Annotated in this window: 13 protein-coding genes; 7 read left to right on the top strand and 6 right to left on the bottom strand. The window is 62.8% G+C overall.

Going from position 1 to position 14,932, the window contains the following annotated elements; all coding sequences use genetic code 11:
• Window positions 1–6: 6 nt before the first annotated feature.
• The 3 genes from JYU29_RS09985 to JYU29_RS09975 are packed head-to-tail and all read right to left on the bottom strand — an operon-like array spanning window position 7 to window position 3,644.
• Complete coding sequence (locus JYU29_RS09985) at window positions 7–666, bottom strand: aminotransferase class IV family protein (RefSeq protein ID WP_213984652.1); 660 nt, start codon at window positions 664–666, stop codon at window positions 7–9.
• On the bottom strand, window positions 615–1,757 hold the full coding sequence (locus JYU29_RS09980) for an aminodeoxychorismate synthase component I (RefSeq protein WP_213984651.1): 1,143 nt from the start codon (window positions 1,755–1,757) through the stop codon (window positions 615–617). Before JYU29_RS09980 ends, JYU29_RS09985 begins: the two co-directional genes overlap by 52 nt.
• A gap of 51 nt (window positions 1,758–1,808) precedes the next feature.
• Window positions 1,809–3,644, bottom strand: a complete 1,836-nt coding sequence (locus JYU29_RS09975; RefSeq protein WP_213984650.1) for a M3 family oligoendopeptidase — start codon at window positions 3,642–3,644, stop codon at window positions 1,809–1,811.
• 146 nt (window positions 3,645–3,790) lie between these two features.
• On the opposite strand from JYU29_RS09975, the gene JYU29_RS09970 reads away from it, so the two are divergent.
• Together JYU29_RS09970 and JYU29_RS09965 are read left to right on the top strand one after the other, a co-directional pair.
• Entirely contained in the window at window positions 3,791–5,290 is a 1,500-nt protein-coding gene (locus tag JYU29_RS09970; protein WP_213984649.1) for a sigma-54-dependent transcriptional regulator, read from the top strand.
• Window positions 5,291–5,496: 206 nt separating this feature from the next.
• Window positions 5,497–7,485 carry a peptidoglycan L,D-endopeptidase MepK gene (locus JYU29_RS09965; RefSeq protein ID WP_250157330.1) on the top strand — a complete coding sequence of 663 codons (1,989 nt, stop codon included), beginning with the start codon at window positions 5,497–5,499 and terminating at the stop codon, window positions 7,483–7,485.
• 89 nt (window positions 7,486–7,574) lie between these two features.
• Here the strand turns inward: JYU29_RS09965 and JYU29_RS09960 are convergent, their stop codons facing one another.
• Together JYU29_RS09960 and JYU29_RS09955 are read right to left on the bottom strand one after the other, a co-directional pair.
• Window positions 7,575–8,213: a 2-dehydro-3-deoxy-phosphogluconate aldolase gene (locus JYU29_RS09960; protein ID WP_213984648.1), complete on the bottom strand. Its 639-nt coding sequence runs from the start codon at window positions 8,211–8,213 to the stop codon at window positions 7,575–7,577.
• Between the two features lie 55 nt (window positions 8,214–8,268).
• Window positions 8,269–8,976: an N-acetylmuramidase family protein gene (locus JYU29_RS09955; RefSeq protein ID WP_213984647.1), complete on the bottom strand. Its 708-nt coding sequence runs from the start codon at window positions 8,974–8,976 to the stop codon at window positions 8,269–8,271.
• Between the two features lie 142 nt (window positions 8,977–9,118).
• Between JYU29_RS09955 and trhO the strand changes: the two genes are divergently transcribed.
• Both trhO and JYU29_RS09945 read left to right on the top strand, forming a co-directional pair.
• Window positions 9,119–10,081, top strand: a complete 963-nt coding sequence (gene trhO, locus JYU29_RS09950; RefSeq protein ID WP_213984646.1) for an oxygen-dependent tRNA uridine(34) hydroxylase TrhO — start codon at window positions 9,119–9,121, stop codon at window positions 10,079–10,081.
• 78 nt (window positions 10,082–10,159) lie between these two features.
• Window positions 10,160–10,960, top strand: coding sequence for a tellurite resistance TerB family protein (locus JYU29_RS09945; RefSeq protein ID WP_213984645.1), 801 nt, complete (start codon window positions 10,160–10,162; stop codon window positions 10,958–10,960).
• Window positions 10,961–11,020: 60 nt separating this feature from the next.
• Here the strand turns inward: JYU29_RS09945 and JYU29_RS09940 are convergent, their stop codons facing one another.
• The gene (locus JYU29_RS09940) at window positions 11,021–12,223 is read right to left on the bottom strand and encodes a pyridoxal phosphate-dependent aminotransferase (RefSeq protein ID WP_213984644.1); all 1,203 of its coding nucleotides are present in this window, start codon (window positions 12,221–12,223) and stop codon (window positions 11,021–11,023) included.
• A 191-nt stretch (window positions 12,224–12,414) separates the two neighbouring features.
• On the opposite strand from JYU29_RS09940, the gene JYU29_RS09935 reads away from it, so the two are divergent.
• The 3 genes from JYU29_RS09935 to JYU29_RS09925 all read left to right on the top strand — a co-directional run bounded on the left by JYU29_RS09935 (window position 12,415) and on the right by JYU29_RS09925 (window position 14,930).
• Window positions 12,415–13,371 carry an EAL domain-containing protein gene (locus JYU29_RS09935; RefSeq protein WP_213984643.1) on the top strand — a complete coding sequence of 319 codons (957 nt, stop codon included), beginning with the start codon at window positions 12,415–12,417 and terminating at the stop codon, window positions 13,369–13,371.
• Window positions 13,368–14,237, top strand: a complete 870-nt coding sequence (locus JYU29_RS09930; RefSeq protein ID WP_213984642.1) for an EAL domain-containing protein — start codon at window positions 13,368–13,370, stop codon at window positions 14,235–14,237. The genes JYU29_RS09935 and JYU29_RS09930 overlap by 4 nt, the downstream gene beginning before the upstream one ends.
• Window positions 14,238–14,315: 78 nt before the next feature.
• Window positions 14,316–14,930 carry a glutathione S-transferase family protein gene (locus JYU29_RS09925; RefSeq protein WP_213985024.1) on the top strand — a complete coding sequence of 205 codons (615 nt, stop codon included), beginning with the start codon at window positions 14,316–14,318 and terminating at the stop codon, window positions 14,928–14,930.
• The last annotated feature ends 2 nt before the right edge of the window (window positions 14,931–14,932 follow it).

The raw sequence follows: 14,932 nt of genomic DNA, 5'->3' as shown, positions 1-14,932 counted from the left end.
CGGCACTTAGGCCGAAAAGCGTGCTGCGATGAGGCCCCGCAAGCTGTTTCCGACATAGATCCTGTTGTTTTGGAGATCGTGCGGAAACAGCACCCGTTCCACCGCGCGCCCACTCTGGAGCAGCTCGGCGCGCAACACGCCGCCGAGTAATCCGCAGTCGAGCGGCGGCGTGGCAAGGCGGCCATCGCCCTCATCCACGAAGAGGTTGGTGATCGTGCCTTCGCACAATTCGCCACGCTCGTTGCACAGAAGAACTTCCTGCGCCTCGTGGGCGGCGAACTCGGCGCGGGCGGTCTCGTAGAGCGTGCGGCGGCTGGTTTTATGGGCGAGCAGCGGATCGTGGCTCGGCAGCTTCGTTGCGGCGAGGTGCAGGGTCCAGATCGTGTCTTTGGCCAGAGGGAAGAAGCGCTGGGTGGTGGTTTCCAGGTTGCCTTCGCGGTCGAGCGTCAGGCGCACGCGCAAGGGATCGCGATCATGGAGAAGCTCGGACAAAACGAGGTTGATGGCCGCATCGTCATAACGGAAGCCGAGCATGTCGGCCGAGCGCTTGAGGCGTTCGAGATGACGATCTAGCCGCAGGAAGCCTTCATCGGGCTCATAGCGAAATGTCTCGATCAGGTAGTCCGTGGGATTGAGCCGGTGGCGAAGCGCGCCTTCAACAGACATTCGTCATACTCCGCTTGGGCGCTGGAATCGAACACGATCCCGCCGCCGACATTGTAAACGGCCTCGCCGGTCGGATGCAGCGTGATCGTGCGGATCGCAACGTTGAACCGCATCGTGTCATCGGGAGCCATCCAGCCGATCGCGCCGCAGTAGACATCACGCGGACCGGCTTCCAGCGCGTGGATGACCTCCATGGCACGAATTTTGGGCGCCCCTGTGATCGAACCGCAGGGAAAAAGTGCTGCAAAGATGTCGCGCACGGAGCGCGCGGGCAGGAGTTTTGCCCGCACGCGGCTGACCATCGTGTGCAGGGTGGGATAGGTTTCGACGGTGAAGAGGTCCGGAACATGGAGGGTGCCGACCTCGCTGATCAACGAAATGTCGTTGCGCAGAAGATCGACGATCATGCGGTTTTCCGCCTGGTTCTTCGGATCGCCGGCAAGGAATTGCCGCTGTTGCTCGTCGTGTTCCGGTGTTTGCCCGCGCGGCACAGTGCCCTTCATGGGCCGCGTTTCGATCCAGCCATCGCGGTCGATCTCGAAGAATAGTTCAGGCGAGCGCGACAGGATCACCGCGCCGCCGAGATCGATGAGGGCGCCGTATTTGACGGGCTGACGCGCGATCAGGGCTGCGAAGGCGGCGGTGGAATCGCCGGTCCATTGCGCCTGGATGTGGAAGGTGAGGTTGACCTGATAACAATCGCCTTCGCGCAGATGCTGGTGCACGCGCTCGAAGTGCTTGCGGTAATCGCCGGCTTTCCAGGATGCGCGGGCATCGAAGATCGGGCCGTTGGTGGGCTGTGCCGTGTCGAGCCGCAGATCGCGGTCGGATGGGTGATCGAACACGCCGAACAGGCAGAGCGGGACGCGGCGGTTTTCAGGCAAAAGGGGGCGCAGCTTCGGTTCGAGGAGGTATCCGGCCTCGTAGGAAAAGAAGCCGGCCAGCCATTTGCGATTGCGCCGGGCTTCCTGCATCTGGTCCAGCGCCCGGTCGAACTCGGCTGGCGTATCGGCGCGGATGATCGCGCTCGGCTGTTCAAACAGAACCGAGCGGTCGGCGCGATCGTCGCGAAAGAAGGCGAATGGCGGCACGCGGGGCGGATCCGGTCGAAAGCGCCGGACCCATTCCGGCGCTTGTCGTCTTTATTCCATCGCTTCCAGCTCGTTGATCAACCCTTCTATCACCGACAGGCCCTTGTTCCAGAACGCCGGATCGGAAGCATCGAGGCCGAACGGGGCCAGAAGCTCGGAGTGATGCTTGGTGCCGCCGGCGCGCAGCATGTCGAAATACTTCTCCTGGAAGCCGCTCTCGGCGTTCTGGTAAACGGCATAAAGCGAGTTCACCAGGCAATCGCCGAAGGCATAGGCATAGACATAGAAGGGCGAGTGGATGAAGTGGGGGACATAGGCCCAGAAGGTCTCGTAACCCTCGCGCAGCCGGATCGCGGGTCCGAGGCTCTCGGCCTGCGCTTCCAGCCAGAACTGGCCGATCTGGTCGGCGGTCAGCTCGCCGTTCTTTCGCTCGGTGTGAACCTTTCGCTCAAAGGAATAGAAAGCGATCTGGCGCACAACCGTGTTGATCATGTCCTCGACCTTTTGCGCCAGCATGGCCTTGCGCTGGCGTTTGTCGGTGGTCTGGTCGAGCAGCGAGCGGAAGGTCAGCATCTCGCCGAACACGGATGCCGTTTCGGCGAGCGTGAGCGGCGTGGAGGCCATCAGTGCGCCCTGGCCGCCGGCCAGAACCTGATGCACGCCGTGGCCGAGTTCATGCGCCAGCGTCATCACATCGCGCGGCTTGCCCTGGTAGTTCAGGAGCACATAAGGGTGGGCTGACGGCACGGTGGGATGGGCAAAGGCGCCGGGCGCCTTGCCTGGACGCACGGCGGCGTCGATCCAGCGCTTGTCGAAGAAGTCGCGCGCGATGTCGGCCATCTTCGGGTCGAAGCGGTTATAGGCAGACAAAACGGTCTGCTTTGCGTCTTCCCAGCTGATCGATGCGGTGGGTGCTTCGGGCAGGGGGGCGTTGCGGTCCCAGTTGTTCATCTGCTCCATGCCGAGCCACTTGGCTTTCAAGGCATAATAGCGGTGCGACAGGCGGGGATAAGCGGCCTGCACAGCTTCGGTCAGCGCATCCACCACCGGACGCTCGACGCGGTTGGCGAGGTGGCGGGCGTCCGCGATATCCTCGAAGCCGCGCCAGCGATCGGAAATCTCGCGATCCTTGGACAGCGTGTTGGTGATCAGGCTGAATGTGCGCAGATTGGCCTTGAAGGTCTCGGCGAGCGCCTCCGACGCTTTCTGGCGCAGCGCCGGATCGGCGTCCTGCAGAAGGTTGAGGGTGGGCTCCAGCGTGAGTTCGGTGCCATCCACGGTGAAGCGCAGCGCCGTCATGGTTTCATCGAACAAGCGGTTCCAGGCGCCGCGGCCCGTGACCGACTTTTCATGGAACAGCTGCTCGACGCGGTCTTCGAGCTGGAAGGGCTTGTCCTTGCGCAGGTCGATCACCCAGGGGCGGTAATGACCAAAGGCCGGATCGGCATCGAGGGCGTCCGAAATCAGATCGTCGTCGACCTGGTTCAGTTCGAGCGTGAAGAAAAGGAGATGCGAGGAGGCATCGGTCATCTTTTCCTGAATGTCGCCATAGAGCTTGGCGCGCTTGGGGTCTGACGTGTCGCCGGCATAAACGAGGCCGGCATAGGACACGATCTTGCCGATCAGTTCCTCAAGCGCCTCATACTCTTTCATGGCACGGCCGAGACCACCGCCGGTCTTGTTTGCCGCTTCCGTTGCGAGCTTGCCTTTCCATGCGGTCTCGAAGCTCTTGGCGTCTTCTGCGGCCCGCGCGAGGTCAGCCTTGAGGGCGGCGGCGTCCATGGACGGGTAGAGGTCGGCCAGGTTCCATTCCGGCAGATCGCTGAGAATGGGCGTGGCGGACAGGGCGGCCGAGGTGGAATGGAGGGGTGTCTGACGATCGGCCATGATGGGTCTCGCTTTGCCTGCTGACGCCGATGTCCAAGCGAAAGGCTTTGTTCACCGGATTTCTTGAGCCGCTATTTAGGGTGCGATGGCAATATGATCCATAAGCCAATCTCGGCACCCAGACCTGAAAGGTGACGGCTTCCCCAATGGCAGGCCCCGTCCTCATCATTGACGACGATCCGGTTCAACGCCGTTTGGTGGATGCCGCGCTGCGGAAATTCGGCTTCGACACGCTTTCGGCCGAAGGCGGGCGGGCGGGGCTGAGCCTGCTCGACGGCCAGCAGGGCAGCGACGTCGCGATCATCGTGCTCGACATGGTGATGCCCGACATGGACGGTCTGGCCGTACTTGGCGAACTCGCCGCGCGCGGCGTCGATGCACCCGTGATCGTGCAAACGGCGCAGGGCGGGGTCGACAATGTCGTGGCCGCGATGCGCGCCGGCGCGTTTGATTTCGTGGTGAAGCCCGCTTCGCCGGAACGGCTGCACAATGCCGTCACCAATGCCTTGAAGGTCGGAAGTCGGGGGAACGAGCAGAAAAAGCGGCGCAAAGGCACGACAAGTGCGCTGACCTTCCGCGATCTCGTGACCCGCAGTTCGAGCATGGACCGCGTGTTGCGGCTCGGCCAGAAGGCGGCGGTGTCCAACATCCCGATCCTGATCGAGGGCGAATCCGGCGTCGGCAAGGAGATGGTGGCGCGCGCGATCCAAGGCACGAGCGACCGGCGATCGAAGCCCTTCGTGACGGTGAACTGCGGCGCGATCCCCGACAATCTCGTGGAAAGCATCCTGTTCGGCCACGAAAAAGGTTCGTTCACGGGCGCCACCGAAAAGCATGCCGGCAAGTTCGTGGAAGCCAATGGCGGCACGCTGTTTCTCGATGAGATCGGCGACCTGCCGATCGATATCCAGGTCAAGCTGTTGCGCGCTGTTCAAACCGGTGAGGTCGATCCGGTCGGGTCCAAGCAGACGATCAAGGTCGATATCCGTCTGATCTCGGCTACCCATCGCGACCTGATCCAGCGCGTGAAGGACGGGCTGTTTCGCGAAGACCTGTTTTATCGCCTGAACGTTTTTCCGATCATGGTGCCGCCCTTGCGGCAGCGGCCGGAAGATGTTGCGCCGCTGGTGCGCCATTTTATCGAGCGGCTGAGTGCGGGCGAAACGAAGGGCCGGGTGACCGGCATCATGCCCGACGCGCTGGCGATGCTCGAAGCTTATGACTGGCCGGGCAATATCCGCCAGCTGGAAAACGCCGTGTTTCGCGCTCTTGTTCTATCCGAAGGACGCTTGTTGCAGGCGGCGGATTTTCCGCAGATCCGCGCCCAGCTCGGCGACGTGGATCTCGACGCTGCCAATCACGTTCGTGCGCGACCGGATGATTCAACGTCGCCGGTGCCGAACGACGACATGGGAGTGCCGGCTGAGCCGCTTCATGGCTTAATGCGCACCTATGACGAGCGCGGCGAGATCCGGTCTTTGGCCGATATCGAAAGAGACATGATCCGGCTGGCGCTCGAGCACTACAACGGCCAGATGAGCGAGGTCGCGCGGCGTCTTGGAATCGGACGCTCGACGCTCTACCGCAAGCTCAAGGAATACGGCCTTGAAGGCGATGCCGATGGCGTCGAACGCCTGGCGTCGTGATGCCGCGCCTCCTAGAGGCAACCCCCTGCTAATAAACGCTTTACCATCGCGGCGCTAAACCGATCACCCGGAGGTGATCGCCTTCCTCTGACCGCATTTGGGCTTCAATAAGCTACGATTAACCATTAGGATCGACAATCGTGGTTATCGATTCACGAATGTCGCCCTCACGGTTGCTGGGGACATCTAGCCGACAAGGCGGTATTTTGACCAAGACCGACGACAATTCGATCGCGAACCGCTCGATTTTCTTTGGCCTGCCCAAGTGGGTTTTTGCGTCGTTTCTTCTTGCAGCCTGCATGTGCTCCGGAACGGTTGCCGCTTCGGCGGAAACCCGGACGTTGAAGCTCTACTTCATCCATACCAAGGAAAAGGCCGAGATCACGTATAAGCGCAACGGGCGATACATCTCGTCCGGCTTGACGCAGATCAACCGTTTCCTGCGCGATTGGCGCCGCAACGAGTCCACCAAGATGGACCCGCGGCTGCTTGATGTGATCTGGGAGGTTTATCAGGCTTCCGGTTCGCGCGATTACATTCATGTCGTGTCGGCTTATCGTTCGCCGGCGACCAACTCCATGCTGCGCGGACGCAGCCGGTCGAGCGGCGTGGCGAAGAAGAGCCAGCATATGCTCGGCCACGCCATGGACTTCTATCTGCCGGACGTGAAGCTCGCCAAGCTGCGCGAGCTCGGTCTGAAGAAGGGCGCTGGCGGCGTCGGTTATTATCCGAAATCCGGTTCGCCTTTCGTCCATTTCGATGTCGGCAATGTGCGCCATTGGCCGCGCATGTCGCGCTCCCAGCTTCTGGCCGTGTTCCCCAAGGGCGACACGATCCATGTGCCGTCCGATGGCAAGCCGTTGCCCGGCTACAAGCAGGCCCTGGCTGCCTATGAGGCCCGCCAGCGGAATGGCGGCACCGTTCAGCTCGCTTCCGAGTCCCGTCGCAAGTCGGGCGGCTTCCTGTCCGCCTTCTTTGGTGGCGGTGCGGATGACGAGGAAGATTCGAGCCCGGAGATGGTGGCACGGGCTTCGCCGCATGCGCCGGCTCAAGCCAGCCGCCGCAGCGCGCCAGCTGCTGCCGCCGCGCCAGCCGCCGCTGCACCTGCCGCGCCTGAGCCTGCTGTCGAGGAAACGCCGGATACGCCCGAAACCATCATTGCCGCTTTGCCTGCACGTAGCGTTCCGGTTCCCGGGTCTGCGCCGCGCCAGCCGACAACGGATGCGTCCGAAGCCATGATGGCTGCGCTCGCGCCCGCTGCTCCGACGCTTGATCCGAAGAAGGCCGTGGAAGAGGCGATTGCCGCGGGTGCCGCCACCACCGGCGCACCGGTTCTCGACGCCCCGTTCAAGCAGGAAGCGGATATCGCCTTCAACGTTCCGTTGCCGACCCAACGCCCCGACTATGCCTACGAGCCGGAAGGTGTGGCGCTGCCGGATTCCACCGCGCTGATGATCGCTCATGCCGAGCGTGATCTGCCGGCCGACGGCCCGACCGTTGCCGCAGCCGTTGTGGACGACGCGCCGCCTTCCGTGACCGCTGCCGCCGTTCAGTCGGGCAGGATCAGCCTGCAGGAACTCGCAGCCGGTGGTGCCGAAAAGGGCGCGCTCGAGGCAAGCGAAGCGACAACCGACGTCGCCAGCCTGCCGCAGGAACAGGTCGCCGAACTGGCCACCGCCTATGCCGCCATTCCGACCGCCCGTCCGGGTGCTCGCGAGCCTGGCTTTGCGATGACGGCGCTCGACACGCAGACATCCGGTGACGAGCCGGAAGAGCGCAAGGCACCGGTCGTGGCGCGCAACGAAGTCATTCTGAGCGGCAACGAAGGTGCGCCGTCGCAGCGTCTCGCAATGCTCGACCGCCAGTCCAACCAGCCGATCGCGCGGGCCATCGACTCCCGCGTGAAGACCACAAGCAAGGGCTCCAAGCCGCGCGCCGGTCAGGGCAAGGCCGAGCCGAAGTCGGTGTCGGTTCCAACCGAACCGGCCGTGGCACGCTGGGCGCTTTCGGGCGAAAAGGTCGCGCAGAACACGAGCGGCACGAAGGCACCGTCCTTCGCTTACAACATCGTTCGCACCGCGCCGCGCGAAGTCTATACGTCCGGCTTCCAGCAGACCGACCTGTCACAGAAGGCAAACCGCTTCAGCGGCAAGGCCGTGGAGTTCCTGCCGGTCGCGCAGTTCAACCAGAACTGAGACACAGATTTCATGGGTAAACGAAAAGGGCGGGACGCCGAAGCGTCCCGCCCTTTTTCATGTCGGGTCGATGATCGGCTGAATGAGCCTCAGGCCGTCTTCAGCTTTGCGGCTTCGGCTGCCAATGCGGTGATCTGGTCCCATGCGCCGGAGGCGATCAGGGCATCGGGGGCGATCCACGAACCGCCGACGCAGATCACGTTCGGCAGGCCGAGATAGGTGCCGGCATTGGACGGCGTGATGCCGCCGGTCGGGCAGAACTGGATGCCCTGGAACGGGGAGGCGAGCGACTTCAGGAAGGCCGCGCCGCCAGCCTGTTCGGCCGGGAAGAACTTCAGGATCTCATAGCCACGTTCGGCGGCCATCATGATTTCGCTGGCCGAGGTTGCGCCGGGCAGAAGCGGAACGTCGCTGTCGGCTGCGGCATCAAACAAAGCCGGGGTCTGGCCGGGGCTGACGATGAAGGTCGCGCCGGCTTCAACGGCTTGCGCGAAATGCTTGGGGTTGAGGATCGTGCCGGCGCCGACCACCGCTTCCGGCACTTCGGCCACCACGCGGCGGATCGCTTCAAGCGCCTGCGGGGTGCGCAGGGTGATTTCCACCGCAGGCAGACCGCCCTTGGCAAGGGCGCGTGCGAGGGGGGCTGCGTCTTCGGCGCGCTCAATCCGCAGAACCGGCATAACCGGCTGGTTTTGGAGGACGGCGCGCAGGCGGGGAAACGAGTTCATGCGAAAGCTCCAGGTGATGTCAGCTTCTAAACCGGTTCAAACAGCCCGGCAACGTTCACCGTTGAGATAGGTTGGGTTGGCGGCGCAACCAGTCCGAGAGGCGTTGGAGCAAGGAGCGGGGCTGCGGCTGGCTTGGGATTGCCATCGCAGGCGAGGGCGCGTTGGTCTGCTGCTTCAAGCGCTTCTGATGGCGGATAAAGGCTGCGGCGAGTTTTTGGTCGTAGCGGCTGGTGGCGTAGGCGGGGCCGTTATAGGCTTTGGCGAAGGCTGCCCAGTTGCGGGCGCGGATGGCTGGCATCAGGCCGGCCTTGTCGCAATAGCGCAGGGTGAGGCGGAGCTGTCCCGCAACGCTTTCGCGGCAATCCGCGACAAGCGCTTCGACGGATGGGTAGCCCAGCCAGCGCCAATGCCCGCCCATGACCTGGCCGATGCCCCAGGATACCGATTCATGTGCTGCCTGATGATCGATGGCAGCGGCCATGCGCAGCATCTTCCAGCGTTCGGCTTGGCTCGACGAATTGCGGATCGCGCCGGCGCGGGGATCGGACAAGCCGGCGGCGCGGGCCTGCTTGCGCTTCAGACCGGACAAACGGCGGTCGAAATAATGGCCTTCGAAGCGGATGAGGGGCTCGTCGCGATCGTTGATGCGGGCCGACGCCTTCCCGCCGCTTTCCACTTCCGCGATGGCGAGAAGGGCTGCGGGATCGAGGCCGTTGGCTTCGGCGAGCTTGATGATGGCGGCTTCGACATGAGGTTCGAACATGGCTGCTTCCTCGTTGGATGGAGGGCGCATCGTGCCTGCGGTGTGCCGCAGGTGGATAAGATCAGGCTCGGATTGGGCGGCGCGCGGTCACGTCGGGCTGAGTTTTCTTGCCAGAACGGCGATGAAGCGCTAACGGGCGGCCATGACTCTATCCACCCCTCCCGTTTCCCCCGAGATCGCCGATCTGCCGGTGCGCGTCGCGGCCTTGTATCGCTTTGCGCCGCTGGCCGACCTCGAGCCGATGCGCGCCGATCTCGTTGCGATCTGCCGCGAGCACGGCATCGCCGGCACGCTGCTTCTGGCGCATGAGGGCATTAACGGCACGATCGCCGGTTTGCCGGACCGGCTCGAAGCCGCACTGGCCGCAATCTGCGCGCGCACCGGTTTGAACGATCTGGAACTTAAGTTCAGCGGCGCGCCTGCCATGCCGTTTCGCCGTCTCAAGGTGAAGATCAAGCGCGAGATCGTGACGATGGGTGTGCTGGACATCGATCCGACCTTGTCGGCGGGGACCTATGTCGCGCCGGGCGACTGGAATGCGCTGATTGCCGATCCTGACACGATCGTGATCGACACGCGCAACGATTATGAAGTGCGTTTGGGCACGTTCACGAACGCCGTTGATCCGGTGACGACCACGTTCGGAGAGTTCCCGGCCTGGGTGGAAGCGCATCGCGCCGAACTCGAAGGACGCAAGATCGCGATGTTCTGCACGGGCGGCATTCGCTGCGAAAAAGCGACGGCCTATGTGCGCAGTGCGGGCTTCGAGGACGTGTATCATCTCAAGGGCGGCATCCTGCAGTATCTCGAGGATGTTCCGGCCGAAAACAGCCTTTGGCAGGGCGAATGCTTCGTTTTCGACGAGCGCGTGGCGGTTGGACACGGGCTGAAGCCGGGTGGTGCATTGCTGTGTCATGCCTGCCGCCATCCGGTCACGGAAGCCGATCGCGCGCATCCGCTTTACCGGGAAGGCGTCTGCTGTCCGCAATGTGCGGAGACGCAGGATCCGGCCGATCGCGCACGCTATGCCGAGCGTCAAAAACAGATCGAGCTTGCGCAAGCGCGGGGTGAAGCGCCGCATCTGGGACCGCGCTTCGCCGGATAGGGCTTCCTTGTATTTCACGCGATGGTTCTTACCTCCGCTTGGCCGGCATCCCGCCGCTCAAACAGACAGGAGCCCTCGATGTTCGACCCTAAGCAATTGCTCGATCAGTTTCTCGGTAGCCAGCGGCAAGGTGGTGCCAGCGGCGGAGCTGGTGGCGGCCTCGGCGGGCTCGGCGGCCTTGGTGGCTTGACGGGTGGGGCGGCAGGCGGTTCGCTGCGCGACCGCGCCGACCAGGTGCTGCAATATGCCAAGAACAATCCGGGCAAGACCACGGCGCTCGCCGGCATGCTGCTTGGCACCAAGAGCGGCCGCAGCCTCGGTGGCTCGGCGTTGAAGATCGGCGGCCTCGCGGCCATCGCCGGTCTCGCTTACAAGGCCTATCAGAACTACCAGCAGAACCAGACCAGCCCGGCTGGTGCGAACGCGGGTGCCGGCGCCAACACGGCGGCCGCTTCCACCGAGCTTTTGCCGCCGCCGGAAGATACCGGCTTTCATCCTTCGCGCCATCCACAGGGCGAGGATGCGTTCTCGCTGGTTCTGGTGCGGGCGATGATCGCTGCGGCACGCGCCGATGGTCATATCGATGCCGAAGAGCGCCAGAAGATCTCGGGCCGCCTCGGTGAAGCGGGTGTGGATTCGGAGATGGAGCAGTTCGTCAACGAGGAACTCGCCAAGCCCGTCGACGTCGATGCGCTTGTGGCGAGTGCCGTGACCGAGGAACAGAAGGTCGAGCTTTACACGGCGTCGCGCCTGACGATCGATCCGGAAACGCGTGCCGAGCGCGGTTATCTCGATCTGCTTGCCGGCCGGCTTCAGCTGCCGGATGCGCTGGTGGATCATATCGAGCAGACGGTGTCGGCTGCAAAAACGGCCGACTAAGCGCCCAACAAAAAAGCCCGGTTCAAACCGGGCTTTTTCTTTGATCCCTGCGCTTGGCGCTTATGCCAAGGCGTTGGTGAAGCGCTGGATGCGGATGCAGGCTTCTTCGAGAAGCGCTTCCGAGGTCGCGTAGGAGATGCGGAAGTTCGGGCCGAGGCCGAAGGCCGACCCGTGAACAACCGCCACGCCTTCGGCTTCAAGCAGTTCGGACACGAAGTCCTCATCCGTGTTGATGACCTTTCCGGATGCGGTCTTCTTGCCGATCACGCCCTGGCAGGACGGATAAACATAGAAGGCGCCTTCCGGAACCGGGCAGGTGATGCCGCTCGCCTGGTTGAGCATCGACACAACCAGATCGCGGCGGTTCTGGAACACGGCCTTGTTCTTCTGGATGAAATCCTGCGGGCCGTTGAGCGCTTCCACCGAAGCCCACTGAGCGATGGTGCAGGCACCCGAGGTCTGCTGGCCCTGGATCATGTCCATTGCCTTGATGAGCGCGACGGGACCGGCCGCGTAGCCGATGCGCCAGCCGGTCATGGCATAGGCCTTGGACACGCCGTTCATGGTCAGCGTGCGCTCGTACAAAGCAGGCTCCACCTCGGCGATCGTCTTGAACACGAAGTCGCCATAGGTCAGATGCTCATACATGTCGTCGGTCAGCGTCCAGACATGCGGATGCTTGAGCAGGACGTCGGCGATCTCGCGCAGTTCCTGTTCGGTATAGGCCGCGCCCGACGGGTTGGACGGCGAGTTCATCAAAAGCCACTTGGTCTTGGGCGTGATGCGCTTTTCCAGTTCGGCGGCAGTCAGCTTGAAACCATTGTCGATCGAGGTCTCGGCGAACACGCTAGTGCCGCCGCAGATTGCCACCATTTCGGGATAGCTCACCCAATAAGGACGCGGAATGATGACTTCATCGCCGGGGTTCAGCGTCGCCATGAAGGCGTTGAACAGGATCTGCTTGCCGCCGGTGCCGACGATCGTCTGCTCCGGCTTGTAGTCGAGATTGTTTTCGCGCTTGAACTTCGCGGCAATCGCTTCGCGCAGCGGCATGATGCCCGAAACCGGCGGATATTTGGTTTCGCCACGGCGGATCGCCTCGATGGCCGCATTCTTGATGTTGTCGGGCGTATCGAAGTCGGGTTCGCCAGCGCCCAGGCTGATCACGTCACGGCCCTTGGCTTTCAGGTCGCGTGCTTTCTGCGTGACCGCGATGGTCGCGGAAGGCTTAACGCGGGAAAGGGCATCGGCCAGGAAAGCCATGGGACAGTCTCCTCAAGGAAAAAGCGGCGATTGCAAGCCGCGACGCGACCTAAACCCCATCATGGCGGCGAGTTCAAGGTGTCGTTGCCGAAGAGAGAGACGTTGCGGAAGATTCCGCTCGTTAACGAGCAATAAAAGCTTCGCTGTCATGTTTCACGAATTATCGACCTGTGTCCCCGAGTGGATCGAGTATGACGCGGAATTTCAGCCGGGCGGAAATCGCGCAGGGCGAAGATGGTATCCATACGGCCGTGTGGGGCAGTTATGTCCTGCAGTCGGCGTTTCAGCCTATCTTTTCATTGGAAGAGGGCAGGCTCTCGCTCGTCGCGTTTGAAGCTTTGCTTCGGCCTGTGCATGGCACGACGGCCGTGTCGCCCAGCCAGTTCTTCCGCCAGGTTCCCGCAGCCGATCGGTTTGCGGTGGAAACGCTGACCCGCACGCTTCACCTGCTGAACGCCGGAAAATGTCTGGACAAGTCGGCCACGCTGTTCGTCAATTTCGATCCCTCTCAGTTCCAGGATCGTGAACTGGCCGACGGCGCGCTGCGTGACATGCTCGCTGTGCTCAAGGTCGCCGATCTCGAGCCCTCGCGCATCGTGTGCGAGATGACCGAGCAGGTATCGACTTGCGAGCCGGTGCTGTTCGGTTTCGTGGAAGCGCTGCGTGCCGAAGGCTTCCGGATCGCCGTGGACGATTATGGTTCTGGCGATTCGGATCTGCGGCGCGTCGAGCAGCTGAAGCCCGACATCGTCAAATTCGATGCCGCATGGATCAACCAGATGATGGCATCGGGCGCGGGAATGGCCTTGCTGAAGATGGTGGTCGCGAGCTTCAGCCAGAACGGCATCGAAACGGTGATCGAGGGTGTCGAAGAAGGCTGGCAGATGGAGCTTGCCCAACATGCCGGCGCGCCGATGGTGCAGGGCTATCTGCTTGCGCGGCCGCAGCTTGCCTTGATGAACTTCACGAGCTTCACCCTGTCGGGGCAGGGCACCCCGCGAGGCTTTGATCCCGCCATTCCGCTTTCGCTGGCGCAGATGCTGCCGAGCGAGTGGACGGCGGCACGGGCTTTGCCAGGTGCGCAGCGCAGCGAGGGCGTGCAGCTGAAACGAAGCCGCACCTTCGGACGTAGACAGGTAATGCGATGATTGACCAGGCGCGGATCGACAACGCGATCATTCTCGATGAGATTGGCATCGCAACCGCCGTGTTCGGCAGCTTTCGCCTGAAATCGGTGTTTCAGCCGATCTTCACGGCAGACGCATCGGCCCTCACGCCGTGGGGCGTCGAAGCGCGGTTGCGGCCCTTGCGCGAAGGCTTGCCGGTTGCGCCGACCGTTCTGGCTGAAACGCTGACCGCGGCGGAAGTGCCGTTCTTCGAAGCGCTGTGCCGCGCGCTGCATATCGACAACCATCCCAATATCGGCGTCGACGGAATGAGCCTGTTTTGCTCGATCGACGCGCGTCATGCGCTTGATCCGGCACGCATCCTGTCCGAGCTCGACCTCCTGTCCGCCAAGGTTGCCGAAGTCGGCATGGATCCGCAGCTGCTGGTTTGCAGCATCGCGGAAACCGAAAAGCTGGAAAGAAGCGTGCTGGTGCGCTTGGCCACTGCGATCCGCTTGCACGGCTTTTCGCTGGGTGTGGACGATTTTGCGGCGGGCTTTCCCTCGCTGGAACAGGTGGCCTGCGTCGAGCCGAACATCGTCAAGGTCGACGGGCCGTGGTTTCGCCGCGTGACCAGCGTGCCGCGGGCGAGCAAGCTGCTTGGACCGCTGTTTGCGGGCTTCCGCCAGTCTGGCGCGAATGTGCTGGTTGACGGCATCGAAACGGTGGACCAGCTGAATGCGGCCATCGATGCCGATGCCATGCTGGTTCAGGGGCCGTTGCTCGCAGCGCCTGCTTTGGCCGGCGCGCTGTTTCCGACCGAGCCGATCGAGCGCGCTTCACTCGGCACGCCGCAAGGCAATGTCGTGCGTTTGTCCGACCGTCGCCGGATCGATCAGCAGCGCTGATCGATCGATCACAGCTTCTCGCTGGTGGAATCACGATCGGCAGGCAAGATGCCGCCGATCTCCAGCGAGGATGCCGATATGCTGACCCTTTACAGCCAACCCGACAGCGGCAACTGCTACAAGCCGCGGCTTCTTCTGGGCAAGCTCGGGCGACCTTTCCGGCATGTCACCGTCAGTTCTGTGAACGGCGAAACGCGCACAGCCGGATTTCTCGCCAAGAACCCGAACGGCAAGGTGCCGTTGCTGGAACTGGATGATGGGCAGTTGCTCGCCGAATCCAATGCGATGCTGCTTTATCTCGGCGAGGGCACGCGGTTCGTTCCCGAGGATGCCTATCAGCGGGCGCTGACCTATCAATGGCTGTTCTTCGAACAATACAGCCATGAGCCCTTTATCGCTGTGCGCCGGGCGCTGACGATCTATCCCGAGCGGGCAGGGGAAGCGACGCCGGAGAAGATGGCGGCGACGCTTCTCGGCGGTAACAAGGCGCTCCAGGTCATGGACACGCAGCTTGCGCAAACGCCGTTTCTTGTCGGCGATTGGCTGACGGTCGCCGACATTGCTTTGTTTGCTTACACGCAGGATGCGGCGATTGCCGGCTTTGAAATGCGCCAGTTTCCCCATGTGGAAGACTGGCTCGGCCGGGTCCGTGCGGATACCGGCCATGTGCCGATGGACTGGCTCGGCGCCTGATT

Source organism: Tianweitania aestuarii, from assembly GCF_018457165.1.
In the GTDB taxonomy this organism is placed as follows: domain Bacteria; phylum Pseudomonadota; class Alphaproteobacteria; order Rhizobiales; family Rhizobiaceae; genus Tianweitania; species Tianweitania aestuarii.
Note: the sequence above shows the minus strand (reverse complement) of the source record. Positions and strands in the feature narration are given on the sequence as shown.